The sequence below is a fragment of the Thermus thalpophilus genome, assembly GCF_022760915.1.
GTDB classification, from domain to species: Bacteria; Deinococcota; Deinococci; order Deinococcales; family Thermaceae; genus Thermus; species Thermus thalpophilus.
This window is the reverse complement of sequence record NZ_JAKTNS010000044.1, coordinates 1-15,084: the sequence shown is the minus strand read 5'-3', so window position 1 is coordinate 15,084 and position 15,084 is coordinate 1. Positions and strand designations below refer to the sequence as shown.

The window sequence follows — 15,084 nt, the reverse complement described above, 5'->3', positions numbered from 1 at the left end:
AAGATCGTCTAGAGCTCATCCCTCAAGAATACCACCCTTTTACGACAGCCTCTTAAGCCCCTCCTCGCCCCCAAGGAGTTTGGGGTGCGGGCCCGGTTCAACGAGCTCCAAACCCAGGCCAGGTTCTTCGCCGGGGAGCGGAAGGAGGGCCTGTGGCTCGCCCAGGGGAGCGTGGGGGTGGCCTTGGGGCGGAGCGTGACGGGGCTTCGCCTGGAGGACCTCCGGCTTTTCGGCCTAGCGCGCGCCTACGCCGAGGGCCCCATCCTTTCGGGCCAGGGCCAGCTGGCCCTGGACACCACGGGTGGCCTTGGAAAGGAGCTCGCCCAAGACCGCTTCCCCGTCACCGGGGCCGCCACCGAGGCCAAGCGCCCCCTCACCTCCGACGACCCCATCGCCTTCCGCTACGATCAGGCGGAGTTTTCCCTGAGCTACGAGCGGGCTTCCCTAGGGGCCGCTTTACCTGAGGCCACCGCCCTCCGCCTCAGCACCCGGGGGGAGGCGCGCCTCGAGGGCTTCCTGGCCCTCCTCCCCCGGGACGAGGTGGAGGAGGTGATTGTCCCAGACGGAACCGCCTTCTACCGCCTCTCCCAGAGGCCCAAGCCGGGAAGCCTCACCCTCACCTTGGTGGAGGGGGCCCGGGAAACCCCCCTGGCGGCGGGCAAGGACTACGCGGTGGACGAGCTCGGCAACCTGCAGCTTTCCCGACCCCTCTTCCCCACCACCCCCGACCTCGCCCCCGTGTACCTCCTCGCCCGCTACGCCCCAGCGGACGCCCCCCGGGACCTCCTGGCCTACGGCCTGGGGGCGGTGTACGAGAAGGAGGGCTTCCGCTTCGGGCTTTCCGCCGCCCACCTGGGCGCCTGGCGCTTCGGGGCGGAGGCGGGCTACGAGGGGGAGGGGAACCGCCTCTCCCTCAAGGGCACCTACGCCGACGGGCGCTTTGGCCTGGCCTTCGGGGCCGAGGCCCGCCTTGGGGCCTTCCGCCTGAGGGGGGACCTCCGGGCGGATGACCTCCGCCAAGGGATGGCCGCCCTCCAAGGCCAGGCCCGCCTGGCCTACGAGGAGGGCCCCTTGGGGGTGGCCCTGGAGCACACCACCCCAGCGCAGACTTCCCTCCTGCTGGAATATCGGCCCAAGCCCTTCACCCTGGGGGCGGGCCTCGGGTACCTCTGGGGCGATGGGGCTTGGGCCCTCTTGGGGCGGGCGGGGTATGAGGAGGGGCGGGCGAAGCTCCTCCTCACCCACACGCAGCCCTTCAGCGTGGGGCGGGCCATCACCCGCCTGGACGCCGCCTGGCCCCTGGACCCCAACCTGAGCCTGGAAGGAGGCCTGGGCTACACCTGGGGCGAGGGAGTCTTCGGCACCCTGGGCCTCCGCCAGCGGCTTGGGGACGCCAACCTGGCCCTGGCCTACGAGCTTCCCACGGCGAGCGGGGAGGGGAACCGGGCCCGCTTCGGCCTCGAGGCTCCCTTCCCCCTCACGGAGCGGCTCAGCCTAAACCTCTCCGCCGGGCTGGAGCGCCGCTTCAGCACGGGGGAAACCCTCACCGCCTTCGGCTTCGCCGCCCGGTACAAGGCGGCGGACTTCGTGGCCACCTTGGGGGCGGAAACCTCCTTGGGAGAGGAGGCCAAGCTGGTCCTCCGGGGCGGGGCGGCGGGAAGCCTGGACGAGGAGAACACCCTCTCGGCCGACTTCGCCTACCAAGTCCTTCCCGAGGCCAGGGCCCGCTTCACCGTGGCCTACGCCCTTTTCGCTTCCCAGGTGAACGTCCTCACCTACCACCGCCTCACCTGGGAGGCTGAACCCGTCCTGGAGGGGGAAGCCCTCCTTGCCTACCACCAGCCGGGCTTCCAGCTCCGCCCCGGCTTCGCCTACCGCCTGAAGCCCCAAGACCCCGCCGCCAACACCTACCAGCTGGGCCTTGGGGCCAACCTCTACCTCACGGAGCGGTTTGGCCTGGGGGGCGCCCTCTACTACGTCTTCCAACCCGGCACCGGCACAGACCGCTTGGTCTATAGCGTAGAGGGGAGCCTTCGGGCCCTGGACGGGCTCTGGCTCAACCTGGGCTACGGCTTCGGCGAAAGCCTCCTCCAGCCCGAGGGCCTCTACCTACGCCTGGACTTCTTCGGAGGTAGCCGATGAAGCGCCTTTGGCCCACGGTCTTCTTTGCCCTAGCGAGCGCCCTGGCCCAAGTGATCACTCCCTTCCAGGCCCGCTTCGGCCCGGTGAACGAGCGGGGGGATATCCTCCTCATCGGGAATACCCTGATGTGCATGTCCCAATCCGGGAGTACCACCCAATGCGATACCAACTGGATGAACAGCTCCTCGTCCAACAACACAGCGCTTTCTAACGGCCAACCGGATCCGAACCGCCGCATGATCTTTGTAAACGCCGACCCAGCTGCGCCCCCCTGGGGCCAAGGCCGCGGGGGTTCCTCCTCCGCCACCCTCAGCCTCCCCCCAGGAGCCCAGGTCCTTTGGGCTGGGCTCTACTGGGGCGCCCGGGCAGACCCTAGCGCCAGTGGCAGGAACGCCATCTACTTGAAGCCCCCCGGCGCCTCCTCGTACCAGCAGATTACCGGGACCCTCCTGGGCACCATCACATCCCAAGGGACAAGCACCACCCGACCCTACGCCGCCTTCGCCGACGTAACCTCCATCGTGCAGGCTCGGGGAAGTGGCGCTTACTGGGTGGGGGGCATCCTCGCCCAAACGGGCAACGACGGCCTGGGCTTTTACGCCGGCTGGGCGCTGGTGGTGGCGTACCGGGATCCCAACGCCACCTTCAAGAACCTGGTGGTCTACAACGGCTTGGCGGTGGTGAGCGCGAATAACCCAGCAACCATCGTCCCAAGCGGCTTCCTCACCCCCGCCACCGGAACCGTGAACGCCCGCGTGGGAGCGGTGGCCTTTGAGGGGGATGCTGGGCTTACGGGCGACCAGCTCCTACTCAACGGCCAGGCCATCTCCGACGCCCAAAACCCCGCCAACAACTTCTTCAACAGCTCTGTTTCCGACATGGGTACCCGCTTTACCAACAAAACCCCCAACTTCCTCAACCAAATGGCGGTGGATGTGGACCGCTTTGACGCCACGGGCAGGATCCCCAACGGGGCCACCAGCGCCACCCTCACCTTTACCTCCACGCAGGATGTCTACTTCCCCGCCGTGCTCACCTTCGCCGTGGACATCTACTTTCCCGACCTCAAGACCTCCTTCACCAAAACCGTCACCGACCTGAACGGGGGCCAGGTGCTGGTGGGGGACATCCTGGAGTACGAGGTCAGCTTCCAAAACACGGGGCTAGACGGGGCCACCAACGTGGTCCTCACCGACCCCATCCCGGCGGGGACCCAGTACGTGCCGGGAAGCCTCCAGGTGGTGCAAAACGCCGCCGGCGCGCCCACGGGCACCTTCACCGACGCCCCCGGGGACGACATCGCCGAATACGACGCCCAAAACGGACGGGTGGTCTTCCGCCTGGGCACCGGGGCCACGGCGAGCCAAGGAGGGCTCATCCTCCCTGGGCAGGGGGCCAGGGTGCGCTTTAGGGTAAAAATCCTCCCCAGCGCCGCCAACCAAAACGTGGTGAATACGGCGGAGATCCGCTACAACGCCCAAACCCTTGGCAGCAGTTATACCGACACCGCCTCCGCCGCCGCCTCGGTGACGGTGGTGGGCTTCACCCTCTCGGGCCAGGTCTATCACGACCGGGAGCCCAACGGCCTCAAGGCCCCGGGGGAGGACTGGTCCGACGGGGCCGCGGTATGGGTGAAGCTCTTCTCCGGCACCACCCTGGTGGCCGCGGCCCAGGTGAGCCCGGGAAGCGGGGCCTTTAGCTTCCAAGGCATCGCCCCGGGGAGCTACACCCTGGTCCTGGACGACAACAGTAACGCGGGGGACACCACCCCCACACCCCCCGCCGGCTGGCTCTTCATCAACCCCGCCACGGGAAGCCTCTCCGTGAACGTGAATGGGGACGTCACGGGCCTCCTCTTCGGCCTCTTCCGGGGCTTTGTGGTGGAGGGGAGGGTCTTCCGGGACGACGGGCTTGGCAGCGGCACCGCCAACGATGCCTGGCAAAACGGCGGCGAGGCGGGCATCGGCAACGTGGAGGTGCGGGCCACGGATGGGAGCAACACCCGCGCCACCCTCACGGACGGCTCGGGCTACTATCGCCTCTACGTCCCCGCCTCCTGGGGGAGCGTCACCCTTTCCCACCCCTTGCGCCCCGCCACGGGCTGGAACGACGGAACCGCGGCGCAAAAGGTGGCGAGCTGGCAGGACGCCACCGCCTCGGCCTCCCCTGGCGCCACGGTGGGCCTAGGGCAGGCCCAAACCCTTTCAGGGCAGACCCTCCCGCGCAACTTCGGCGTGGTGCGGGATGGCCGCCTCTACCCCGACGGCTCGGGCCAGACCACTTCCCCGGGCACCTACACCTTCCGCCACTGGTACGCCCCCGGCACCTTGGGCGCCCTGACCTTGAGCACGGGCAACACGCCCCGCTACACCTACCAGGTGCGCCTGGACCTGAACTGCGACGGCGCCTTCGGCCCCGGGGAGGACTGGCAGGCCCTGCCCTACAGCCTCAGCGTGGGGAGTGCCTGGCCCCGGGAGGCGGACGGGAGCCTGAAGGCCTGCGCCCTGGAGGTGCGGGCCCTGGTACCCGCCGGGGAACCCAGCGGGGCGGTGGACATCCTCCTCCTCCGCTCCGCCTTGGCCTGGAGCGGGAACGCGCCCGTGGTGGACAGCGACGGGCTCACGGACACCCTACAGGTGGCGGGGGGCGAGGTGCGCCTCAGCAAGCAGGTGCGGAACGTTTCCCAGAACACCTCCTTCGGCACCACGGCTCAGGGGAAACCCGGGGAGGTCCTGGAGTACTGCATCGCCTACCAAAACCTGGGCACGGCCCCCGTCACCGCCTTCGTCCTCACGGACCCCGTGCCCTTCTTCACCGACCCCCTCACCGCCGTGGGAGACTACGGCGGCAGGGCCATCCGCTGGACCCACGGGGCAAGCACCCTCTTCCTCACCGCCCAAAGCGGGGACGACGCCGGGGAGATCCAGGGGGGCATCGTGCGGGTGGCGGTGGGCACCCTAGACCCCGGGGCCACGGGAGAGGTGTGCTACCGGGTGCAGGTGCGCTAGGAGCTGGCGAGGCATTGAAGGGCCCTCGGGTAGGGTTCAAAGAGGGCTTGGGACTCCAGGTAAGGGACGCCGTGGCGCAGGGCCCAGGACTGGAGGAGGGCGAGGGGGGCCTCGAGGGGCACCCGCTCCTCGCGGAAGGCCCCTAGGAGCTCCAGGAAGTGGGCCTTTTCCTTGGGCGTGAGAACCTTCTTGAAGTATCCAAAGGCGTGCAGGAGGGCGTCCGCCATGGGCCCCAGGCGGAAGGGAAGCCGGGTGGCCTTCAAGAACCCATCCTCGTAGGCCCGCCGCACCTCGGGGTAGGGCTTCCCCTCAGCCTCGGCGAGAAGCCGCCCCAGGGCCCGGGCCCCCGCCTGGTTGTAGGCCAGGAGGAGGAGCTTGTAGCGGGCGTGGAAGGCCTGAAGCTCCCCCAGGCTCTCCACCCTCCGGAGCCGGGCCAGGGCGAAAACGCGGGTGAAGAAGTGGGCCCGGATGCGGGCGCTGGAAAGCCGCCCCTCGTCCTCCTTGGGCAGGAGGGGAAAGGCGCTCTCCACAGCCTGGGCAAAGAGGCCGGGCCCCCGCGCCACCACGCCCCCCTCGTCCGCCCGGGCGTAGACCTTGGCGTCCTTTAGGGCGCAGGTGGGGGAGCGGTTCTTGAGGATGAAGCCCTCCACCGGGCCCAGGCCCTCGAGGAAGCCTTGGCTGAAGGCGTTCATCCTTTCCGTGAGGTCCTCCCCTGTCCTAGGCTGGACCATCCTTGGGCCATCCTCCCCCCGCACCAGGCGCACCGTGGGCCGCGGCACCCCCAGGCCGATCTCCACCTCGGGGCAGACGGGGACGAAGTCCGCAAACTCGCTCAGGGCCGCCACCACCTTGTCGGGAATCAGCTCCCCCGAGTAGCGCACGGCGGCGAAGCCCAAACAGGCGCTCACCACCAGTCGGGGCTTGGGCCAAGAAGCAACCATTCTTTCAGCCTAGCCGGGCCAAACCCCCTTCCCTGTAGGGAGGAAAACAAACCCCGCCCTCCTAAGGGGCGGGGCGTTCACCCGTCGCCAGACCCGGCTTTAGCCAAACTTGTTCTGTTGCAGGAAGCTTGCCGTCTGCTGGACGGAGGGGATGCCCCCTGCCACTTTGCGGATGGCAACCTGGGTGCTCTTGTACCAAGGGATGGTGGTCTTGGGATCGGTGGACCCGGAAACGAGGGCGTTGGAGGTGCCCGGCCCGTGGTAACCCTTGACATGACCAGGGTATTGTGTAGGGGTCCGGGCGCTTCATGATAGCGCACCCCTTATACGGAGGGACGTGTCCGCTAAACTTGAGAAAGGATGTGCAAGCGAACCCTTTTGGAAGACCGACTCTTGGCCTAGCCGTTGCGGGTGGCCATGGTGCGGCTTCTCGCCGAACTTCCGGACGAGCACACCGCCCACGACCCCCGGTGCGGCACCGCCTTTGGCATCTGCTCCTGCCACCTATAGGAGAATACCTGTCTTTCCGGGCCCACGGTGAGCCGCCACATGAAGATCCTGCGGGAAGCGGGTCTGTTGGAGGGGGTGTGGGTAGCGTGCTGGACGTACTTCCGCCTGCGGCCGGGGCCCTCGAGGGCCTGGCCCATGACCTCCTCTCCCTAGCCCACAGGGCCCGCCAAGGCCTGGAAAAGGCGGTCTAGCCAAAGGCCGCCCACCTTCCCATAGGTTGTGGAACCACTCCGCTGGGATGAATTAGGCCCGCCCTCCGATGGCAGGCCACCACCCTCACAGATCGCCCTCCAGGCCTATCCGAGACCTACCGGAGCAGGGCAAACACCCTGGACCCTGGCCGCCAAAACGCCGCCACCGGGGGGAAACCCAGCGCATTCAACCCTCCACCGGTCGCAGGCGGCGAAGCACTTCGTCTAGCGGGGCGGTGAACACCCCCAGGGCGTAATCCCCCACCCCCCCCACGAAGCAAAGCTCCTCCCCGTGGAGGAAAAGCCCGTTCCCGTAGAGGGTGAGGGGTCGGTCCCCGTAGCACTCCTGGAGCCCCTGGGGAGCAAGAAGGTAGGAGGATAGCGCCAACAACCTCCCGTCCGCGCTCAAGCGGGCAAAGCCGTGGCGGTAAGAAAGGTCCCGGCGCAGGATGCCGTGATAGGCCACCAGATAGGTGCCGTCACCCAAGGGCAGGGCGTTTGTGGACCAGCCCACCTTGTACTCAAACGCCTCAGGGGCCAGGACGGGTTCCAGGTGATGGGCGCGCAGGGTATTCCGGTCCAGACGGCCCCGCCAACCGAGGTCCGGCACCCCGGCCAGGCTCGGCCTAAGGAGAAGGGTGTCCCCACCTAGGAAGGTGGCATTTTTGGTGGGGAGCAGGAGGGTTTCTCCCCCTTCCTCCAGCCACACCACCCCCTTGCGCTGAACCTGGCCATTGGATCCCAGCTCCGCTAGGGCCAAGGCGGGGAAGAACACGTCCTTGTGATCGGTCCGGGCCGCCTCCCCCAGCTTGCCCACCGCCGTGTAAAAAAGGGCAAAGCCCTCGCCCCAAGGGTGGGCACGGGCATCCTCACACCCCCTGGAAGCCTCCCACCCCTCCGTGGGGTAGAGAACGATTTCCAGGGAGAGGGGCTCCGGTACGGCCCCTTGGAGCAGGTCCTCCACGGGCACCGCCACGTGGCCGATGGCCGAAGCGTAGCTATAGTACTCGAAGACCAGCCGGGGAAAGAGGTGAACCACCCCATCCCGCAACACCGCTCCCGGGTTGAAGACCGCTAGTGGACGCCGACGGAGGTAGTTCACCACCTGGACTGCCTCAGGGGACAAGTAAAAGCGGCGGGCAAAAACGTCTTCCGTGTGGGAACTCCGCCGTCCCTGGGCGCGGGAAAGAAACGCCTTGGCCTTGGCCCGCAAGGTTTCCTCGTGCTCGGGCATTCCCATACGGGCATCCTGCCAAGACCCCTGATGGCAATTGTGGCTTAGGGAGCCATTTCGTGGGAGGAGGCTTGACAGGGCCCCGGGATATGGTAGGTTGAGAATGTAAGCGTTTACGATGAGAAGCAAAGAGCGGCCCACCATAAAGGAAATTGCCCGATTAGCAAACGTTTCCACTGGCACCGTGAGCCGGGTGCTCAACGGCCGCCCGGGGGTCAGCCCCCACACCCGGGCCGTGGTGCTGGAAGCGGTCAAAACCCTCGGCTTCGTGCCCAATGCCGCCGCCCGGGAGCTGGTGGGGAAATCCACCTTGGTAGGCCTCCTCTTCGCCCCTGGGGTTAGGCGGTACACGCCGTACTTTGCCCTGCTCCTCGAGGCCCTCTCCGAAGCCTTGTGGCGGGAGGGGCTTCGCGTGGGCGAGGTCTCCACCGACCCGCAGGGGCTACCCCGGGAGGAAGCCCTGGCCTACATCCTCTTGGGGGCCCACGACCACGATCCGCGGGTAGAGGTATTGCAGGCCCAAGGTAAGCCCTTCGTCCTCATCGGCACCTACCCGGGCGTGTTCTGGGTGGCCCCGGACGACCGCCAAGGAGGGTACTTGGCCACGCGGCACCTTTTGGAGTTGGGACACCGGGATGTGGCCATGCTCACGGGCCATCTCCACCATCAGGCCGGGAAGGAAAGGCTTTTGGGCTACAACGACGCCCTGCGGGAAGCGGGCCTTCCTTTTCGCGCCGAGCTGGTGTTGGACGGGGATTTTGACGCCCTTACCGCTTACCGGGCGGTGCGGCGAGCTTGGGAGCGAGGCGTGCGCTTTACCGCCCTCTTCGCCGCCTCGGACGAGATGGCTTTGGGTGCCTGGGCCGCCTTTGAGGACCTAGGGATCAAAGTCCCCGAGGGCGTGAGCCTGGTGGGGTACGACGACCTGCCGGAACTGGGAGAGCGGCTGACCACCATCCACCAGGACGTCCCCACCGTGGCGAAAGAAGCGGTGGCCCTCCTGCGGGCCGCGGTGCAGGGCGCCCCGCCCGTTGGCAAACGGGTGCCCGTCTACCTGGTCCCGCGGGGAACCACGGCGCGAAAGGAGGTGGGAACCCTATCCAACCCGTAGGCCCTTCGGCTTTAAGGGAACTGCTTCTTACAGGAGGTACGCATGAAAGCGCGCTTGATCGTTGCGATCCTCACGCTTTTGGGACTCTCCGTGGCCCAGACCCAGGTGCGCATCTCGGGCTGGGGCGGCACCGACATTGCTATCGTCAACGGGCTTCTTAAGGAGGTTGTCCAACCCAAACTGGACCGGGAAGGCATCCGGGTCGTTTACGAACCCATCGAGGGGGATTACACCCAGTGGCTCTTCAACGCCCTCTCCGCTGGCACGGCACCGGACCTCTTCTACGTGGACATCTTCTGGTCGGAAAGCCTCTTCGCCACGGGCCGGGTGGAACCCTTGGACGCCTACTTCAGCCGGCAGGAGGTAGCGGAGTTTCTGCCCAACCTGATCCAAGCCTTCACCTACAAGGGCAAGCTGTACGGGATCCCCAAGGACTTCAACACCCTGGCCCTGCAGTTCAACCGGGACCTCTTTGACGAGGCAGGGGTGCGCTACCCCCACCAACAGGACACGTGGGACACCTTTGAAGCGAAGCTGAAGGAGGTGCAGAGCAAGCTCAAGGACGTGGCCGGCCTGTGCGTGGTGGCGGACTTTGCCCGGTTTGGCGCCTTCGCCTTCGCCACCGGCTGGAAACCCTTCGATGAGAAGGGGCGCACCGTGCTGGACCAGAACTTCCGCCGCGCCTTCGAGTGGTACACGGGCTTGCCCAAGCGCGGGGCTGCCAGGTTCGCCCAGGACCTGGGCGAAGGCTGGACCGGAGGCTGCTTCGGTGGTGAAAAGGCGGCCACGGCCCTTGAGGGGGCTTGGATCGCTGGCTTCCTCCGGGACAAAGCCCCGAACATGCGCTACGGCACCACCTTCCTCCCCCTGGACCCCGTAACCAAAAAGCGGGGGAACTTCATCTTTACCGTGTCCTGGAGCATGAACGCCGCCAGCAAGAACAAGCAAGCGGCCGCCAAGGTCCTCAAGGCCCTAACCTCCCCCGAAGCCCAGCAATGGGTCTTGGAACGGGGCCTTGCCATCCCCAGCCGGCGCGCCCTGGCCAACAACCCCTACTTCCAGCGCCCGGGCAAGGAACCGGAGCTGAACCGCATCGTCTTCCAGGGTTCCACCGCCCAAGGGGGGAACGTCTACCCCTTCAAGTTCCAAGCCTATGGCGGCGACTGGATGCGGCCCATTAACGATGCCCTGCTGGCGGTGATGACCGGGCAGAAGACCGTGGACCAGGCCCTGCGGGATGCCCAAGCCGCCCTGGACCGCCTGACCGGAAGCCGATAACCGAGCTGGGGGCGGCCTAGGGGCCGCCCCCCATTCCAAGGAGCACCCATGCGGCTCAAGGCGCGCACCCTGGAGGGCCTTTACGCCCTCCTCCTGCTCCTCCCCTTCCTCTTCACCCTAGGGGTGTTCTTCCTTTACGCCTTCCTCCGGGCGGTCTATTTCAGCTTTACGGAGTACAACCTCTTCGACCCTCCCCGCTGGGTGAGCCTGGCCAACTACCTCCGCCTTGTGCAGGATCCCCTTTTTCTCACCGCCCTCAAGCACACCCTGGCCTACAGCCTGGTGGTCACCACCTTGCAGACGCTGTTCGCCCTCCTCCTCGCCCTGGCTCTCAACCAACCCCTAAAGGGGATTGCCTTCTTCCGGACTGTCTACTACCTGCCCTCGGTGATCTCCACCGCCGCAGCCAGCCTCCTCCTCCTCTGGCTGTTCCAGCGCACGGGTCTCGTCAACCAAGGCCTCTCCCTCTTCCTTTCCCATCTCGGCCACGTGGGGGCCTTCGTGGGGCTCTTCATGGCCGCCCAAGCGCTCCAGGCGGCCTGGGAGCGGCGGAAGGGAGCGTTGGTGTCCTTTTGGGACCCCGCCCTGGCCGCCCTTTCCCTCCTTCCGGCACTCCTCGGCACCTGGGCCTTAGGGGCCTTCGGCCTCCTCCCCATCCGTGAGGTGCGGGTGGAGATCCCCTGGCTCCCCACCCAGGCCACCTGGCTCGGGATCCCCTACCCCTTGTGGGCCATCATCCTCATGAACACCTACACCACCATCCCCACCTTCATGGTCCTCTTCCTGGCAGGGCTCAAGGGAATACCCAAAACCCTCTACGAGGCGGCCCTGTTGGACGGGGCTACCCCCTGGACCCTCTTTACCCGGATCACCGTGCCCCTGCTCAGGCCCGTGCTCTTCCTCGTGATCACCATGGGCCTGATCGGCACCCTGCAGCTCTTTGACCAGGTGCTCTTCGTGGGCGGTTCCGGGGGCGCCCCCCTGGAGAGCACCATCACCCTGGCCTATTACGTCTACGGCAACGTCTTCCCCTCGGGGGCGGCACCCCGCGTGGGCCTGGCCTCGGCCGCTGCCTTGGTGCTGGCGGGCCTCACCCTCCTCATCGTCCTGCTCCAACGCCGCTTCGGGGTGGGGGAAAGGGGGTGGACGTGATGGAGGCGGCGCGCCGGCGCTGGGCCCGGGTGGCCTGGGCGTATGGTCTCCTCCTGGGTTTCGGGGTATTCTTCGTGGGCCCCTTCCTCATGGGGTTCCTGGCCAGCCTCAAGACCGACCCTTTGGAGTGGCCCTTCCAGGTGCGCTTCCCCCAGGTGAGCCCCAAAAACTGGGCCGCCGCCTGGCGGTTGGGGCGCGAAGGGTCGGGCGACCCTTGGCTTGGGGGAATGCGCCCGGGTAGGGCGGTGAGCCTCGAGGTGGCTTACTTCAGCCCTGGAGGTGAGGAACCCCGGCTTCTCGCCAAGATCCCCCGCCGCAAACCGGGGGCGGGCATGGGGGCGGTGTTCGAAACGCCCTACGCCGCCGATCACGTGCGCCTGGAAGGCCCCACCCTGGTGGAGCGGCGGCCGGCCCGGCTGGGCGAGGTGGAGGGGGAGGTGTTCCGCTACCGCCTGCGCCTGGTCTACCCCGGGGAGGGGCCCTTCCTGGAGCGCGTTCCCTTGGACCTCGAGGCCCCCCGGGGGGTGGTCCTGGTGGGGGCCACCCTGGACCCCATCCGCTTTGAACGCCGGGGCAGGGTGGCGGGCTGGGACAACGTGGTCCCTGGCTTTTTGGGCTATGTCTTCCACAACTACGTTCGGGCCTTCCGGGAAACCCGGAGCCTGGAAACCGGGGAGAGCCTTTTCCTGCGCTGGACCCTGAACTCCTTCTTCCTCTCCTTCGTCAAGGTGGCCACCACCCTGGTGTTCGCCTCCATGGCGGGGTACGCCCTGGCCCGGATGCGCTTCCCCGGCCGTCAGGCTCTCTTCCTCTTCATGCTCTTCTCCATGATGGTGCCCGGGCAGGTAACCTTCATCTCCAACTACCTGGTCCTGCGGGATGGGATCTTCGGCCTCTCCCGGCTCTTTGGGGTGGATACCCTCCTCAACACCTACACCGGCCTCATCCTCTCCGGCCTGGTGGGGGCCAGCGCCGTGTTCATCATGAAGCAGTTCTTTGAGTCCATTCCCCGGGAGGTGGAGGAGGCCGCCCTTATTGACGGCGCCACTCCCCTCCAGACCCTTTTCCGCATCGTCCTCCCCATGTCCACACCGGCCCTGGGAGCCTTGGCCATCCTGACCTTCCAGGGAACCTGGAACGAGTTCTTCTGGCCCTTTGTGGTCCTCACCAGCCCCAGGGAAATCTACACCCTGCCCATTGGGCTCCTCTCCTTCCGCAACGCCTACGGCCAGGTGGGGGACTGGGGCTTGATCCTGGCGGGAGGCTTTTTCTCCATGGTCCCGGTGCTCATCCTCTTCGCCGTCTTCCAGCGCTACTTCGTGGAGGGGGTGAGCGTGGGAGCGGTCAAGGAGTGACATGATCCCCCTGAAGGAGGACGACACCTACTTGGTCCTGAACGAGCGCGGCTTCTCCGAGGAGGGGGCGGAGGGCTTTTACCGCCACGACACCCGATTCTTGGCCCGCTACCGCCTCCTCCTGCCCGAGGGGCTCGCCCTCCTGGAGAGCCGATCCCCCCGGCCCGACCGATTGGTGCAGGACTGGGCGCGTTTCCGAGGCCCGGACGGGGAGCTCTACTTGCGGCGTGAGGTGCGTGTGGGCCGGGGAAGAGTGTGGGACCGGCTAAGCTTTCACAACCTTTCCCGCGAGGCCCTAAGCCTACGCATAGGTTTGGAGGTGGCGGCAAGTTTCGTAGATCTGTTTCAGGCTCGTGGTTGGCACCCCGCCGCGACAGGCCCGAGGGAGTTCCACTACCGGGCGGCGGATGGGGTGGAGCAACGGGTCCGCATTTCCCCCGAACCTTCCCCGGAAGGGTTTTCCCTCTCCATCCCCTCCCGGAAGGAGGCCTCCCTCACCCTGGAGATCGCCCTAGAAAGCCCCTTGGAAAGTCCGGGGGACCTCCCCAGTTACGAGGCGTTCCTCGAGGCCTTTCCGCAAGCCACCGGGACCTGGCAAGCCCCCTTGCGACAGGCCCTGCTGGACCTACGGGCGCTCCTCCTCTCCACCCCCGAAGGCCCCATTCCCGCCGCCGGTATCCCTTGGTACGTGGCCCCCTTCGGGCGGGACAGCCTCCTCACCGCCTTCATGGTCCTGCCTTGGGGCAAAGCAGTGGCCCAAGGGGTGTTGCGCTACCTCGCCAAGCGCCAGGGAAGCGCGGTGGACCCCAGCAGGGAGGAGGAGCCGGGAAAGATCCTCCACGAGGTGCGCCTGGGGGAGCTTTCCCGCACCGGAAAGGTGCCCTTCGCCCGCTACTTCGGCACCGTGGACGCCACCCCCCTTTTCCTCGTCCTCCTGGGCCGCTACCTGGACCTCACGGGCGACCTTTCCCTGGTGCGGGAGCTTAGGCCAGCCTGGGAGAGCGCTCTGGCCTGGCTTGCCCGGGCGGACCTAGACGGGGACGGGCTTTTGGAGTTCCACCCTTCCGGCGGGGGGTTAACCGTGCACTCGTGGAAGGATTCCCACGATTCCATGAGCCACCGGGACGGCCGCCTGGCCGAGCCCCCCCTGGCGGTGAGCGAGGTCCAGGGATACGCCTACGCCGCCCACCAGGCCGCCGCCCGCTTCTACCGCGCCCTGGGGGAGGAGGCCCAGGCCAAAGCCCACGAGGAGCGGGCCCAGGTGCTCTTCCAGCTAATCCAGGAGCATTTCTGGCTCCCCGAGCTGAACACCTACGCCCTGGCCCTGGACCGGTACAAGGAGCCTTTGCGGGTGAAGGCCTCCGACGCCGGCCACCTCCTTTGGGCAGGCGCTGTCCCCCAAGAGCGGGCCAAGGTCCTGGTGGACACCCTGTTTTCGGAGGAGCTCTGGAGCGGCTGGGGCCTGCGGACCCTGGGAACTAGGGAGGTACGTTACAATCCCCTTTCCTACCACAACGGTTCCGTATGGCCGCACGACACCGCCCTGTTCGCCGGCGGCCTTTTCCGGTACGGCTTCCCAGAAGAGGGACGAAGGGTGGCCCAGGCGCTTCTGGAACTGGCAAAAAGCCAGCCTGACCTGCGGCTTCCCGAGCTGGTGGGCGGTTTCCCCAGGGAAAAGGACCACCCCCCCGTGCCCTACCCGGTGGCCTGCCGCCCCCAAGCCTGGGACGCCGGAGCCGTGGTCTACCTCTACGCCCTGAGCCAAGGCCTCCGGGCCTGGTGAACCCCCTGGCCTACCCGAAGGCCACAAGGACCCGGGCCGGGGTCTGCTTCCTCCGGCCTAGAAGCTCCTTCCTGAGCGCCTCCGGGAGGTCCTCCTTCCGTTTGGCGGGTAGTCCGAGGCATCCCTTTAAAGCGAGCCGATGGGCGTGGGGTGCCTCGAGGCTCGGCCTGTTGTGCCCGCAGGTGGGCTGCCGCCCGGCCAAGCCGTCCCCACGCCCCCTTGGCCCAGGGGAAGGCGGAGGGGCAAGGCCGCCACAACGCCCCCTCCAGGTGGGCGCTCGGGGAGAAGGGGATGGCCCAGGGCACCCTCCAGGTCCCGGGCCCGGGTCGTGTCAAGAGTTATGTGTAAGAGTCTGTGTACGGGGGGCATACCGCTCCTG

9 protein-coding genes are annotated in these 15,084 nt (G+C 67.2%); 7 read left to right on the top strand and 2 right to left on the bottom strand.

The features are described from left to right. The first annotated feature begins 84 nt into the window (after positions 1-84). Positions 85-2,142 carry a hypothetical protein gene (locus tag L0D17_RS11805; protein WP_243095493.1) on the top strand — a complete coding sequence of 686 codons (2,058 nt, stop codon included), beginning with the start codon at positions 85-87 and terminating at the stop codon, positions 2,140-2,142. Further along, positions 2,139-5,150 carry a hypothetical protein gene (locus L0D17_RS11800; RefSeq protein ID WP_243095492.1) on the top strand — a complete coding sequence of 1,004 codons (3,012 nt, stop codon included), beginning with the start codon at positions 2,139-2,141 and terminating at the stop codon, positions 5,148-5,150. The genes L0D17_RS11805 and L0D17_RS11800 overlap by 4 nt, the downstream gene beginning before the upstream one ends. On the opposite strand, the gene L0D17_RS11795 is transcribed toward L0D17_RS11800, so the two are convergent. Continuing rightward, positions 5,147-6,091, bottom strand: a complete 945-nt coding sequence (locus L0D17_RS11795; RefSeq protein WP_243095491.1) for a YbgA family protein — start codon at positions 6,089-6,091, stop codon at positions 5,147-5,149. The two genes, L0D17_RS11800 and L0D17_RS11795, sit on opposite strands and share 4 nt — an antisense overlap. 888 nt (positions 6,092-6,979) lie before the next feature. Further along, positions 6,980-8,032: a glycoside hydrolase family 130 protein gene (locus L0D17_RS11785; protein WP_243095490.1), complete on the bottom strand. Its 1,053-nt coding sequence runs from the start codon at positions 8,030-8,032 to the stop codon at positions 6,980-6,982. Between the two features lie 112 nt (positions 8,033-8,144). Between L0D17_RS11785 and L0D17_RS11780 the strand changes: the two genes are divergently transcribed. From L0D17_RS11780 to L0D17_RS11760, 5 genes are read left to right on the top strand one after another with little or no spacing between them, the layout of a single operon-like run. Next, complete coding sequence (locus L0D17_RS11780) at positions 8,145-9,137, top strand: LacI family DNA-binding transcriptional regulator (RefSeq protein ID WP_243095489.1); 993 nt, start codon at positions 8,145-8,147, stop codon at positions 9,135-9,137. Between the two features lie 42 nt (positions 9,138-9,179). Further along, positions 9,180-10,415: an ABC transporter substrate-binding protein gene (locus L0D17_RS11775; protein WP_243095488.1), complete on the top strand. Its 1,236-nt coding sequence runs from the start codon at positions 9,180-9,182 to the stop codon at positions 10,413-10,415. Positions 10,416-10,463: 48 nt separating this feature from the next. Next, complete coding sequence (locus L0D17_RS11770) at positions 10,464-11,567, top strand: carbohydrate ABC transporter permease (protein ID WP_243095487.1); 1,104 nt, start codon at positions 10,464-10,466, stop codon at positions 11,565-11,567. Further along, on the top strand, positions 11,567-12,922 hold the full coding sequence (locus L0D17_RS11765) for a carbohydrate ABC transporter permease (protein WP_243095486.1): 1,356 nt from the start codon (positions 11,567-11,569) through the stop codon (positions 12,920-12,922). The genes L0D17_RS11770 and L0D17_RS11765 overlap by 1 nt, the downstream gene beginning before the upstream one ends. 1 nt (position 12,923) lies before the next feature. Continuing rightward, on the top strand, positions 12,924-14,705 hold the full coding sequence (locus L0D17_RS11760; RefSeq protein ID WP_243095485.1) for a glycogen debranching N-terminal domain-containing protein: 1,782 nt from the start codon (positions 12,924-12,926) through the stop codon (positions 14,703-14,705). Positions 14,706-15,084 lie beyond the last annotated feature (379 nt).

Excerpts from the sequence above, each read along its gene's own strand:
- L0D17_RS11780 (WP_243095489.1), top strand. The coding sequence starts at position 8,145 with ATGAGAAGCAAAGAGCGGCCCACCATAAAGGAAATTGCCCGATTAGCA.
- L0D17_RS11770 (WP_243095487.1), top strand. The coding sequence starts at position 10,464 with ATGCGGCTCAAGGCGCGCACCCTGGAGGGCCTTTACGCCCTCCTCCTG.
- L0D17_RS11795 (WP_243095491.1), bottom strand. The coding sequence starts at position 6,091 with ATGGTTGCTTCTTGGCCCAAGCCCCGACTGGTGGTGAGCGCCTGTTTG.
- L0D17_RS11760 (WP_243095485.1), top strand. The coding sequence starts at position 12,924 with ATGATCCCCCTGAAGGAGGACGACACCTACTTGGTCCTGAACGAGCGC.
- L0D17_RS11785 (WP_243095490.1), bottom strand. The coding sequence starts at position 8,032 with ATGGGAATGCCCGAGCACGAGGAAACCTTGCGGGCCAAGGCCAAGGCG.
- L0D17_RS11800 (WP_243095492.1), top strand. The coding sequence starts at position 2,139 with ATGAAGCGCCTTTGGCCCACGGTCTTCTTTGCCCTAGCGAGCGCCCTG.
- L0D17_RS11775 (WP_243095488.1), top strand. The coding sequence starts at position 9,180 with ATGAAAGCGCGCTTGATCGTTGCGATCCTCACGCTTTTGGGACTCTCC.
- L0D17_RS11765 (WP_243095486.1), top strand. The coding sequence starts at position 11,567 with ATGGAGGCGGCGCGCCGGCGCTGGGCCCGGGTGGCCTGGGCGTATGGT.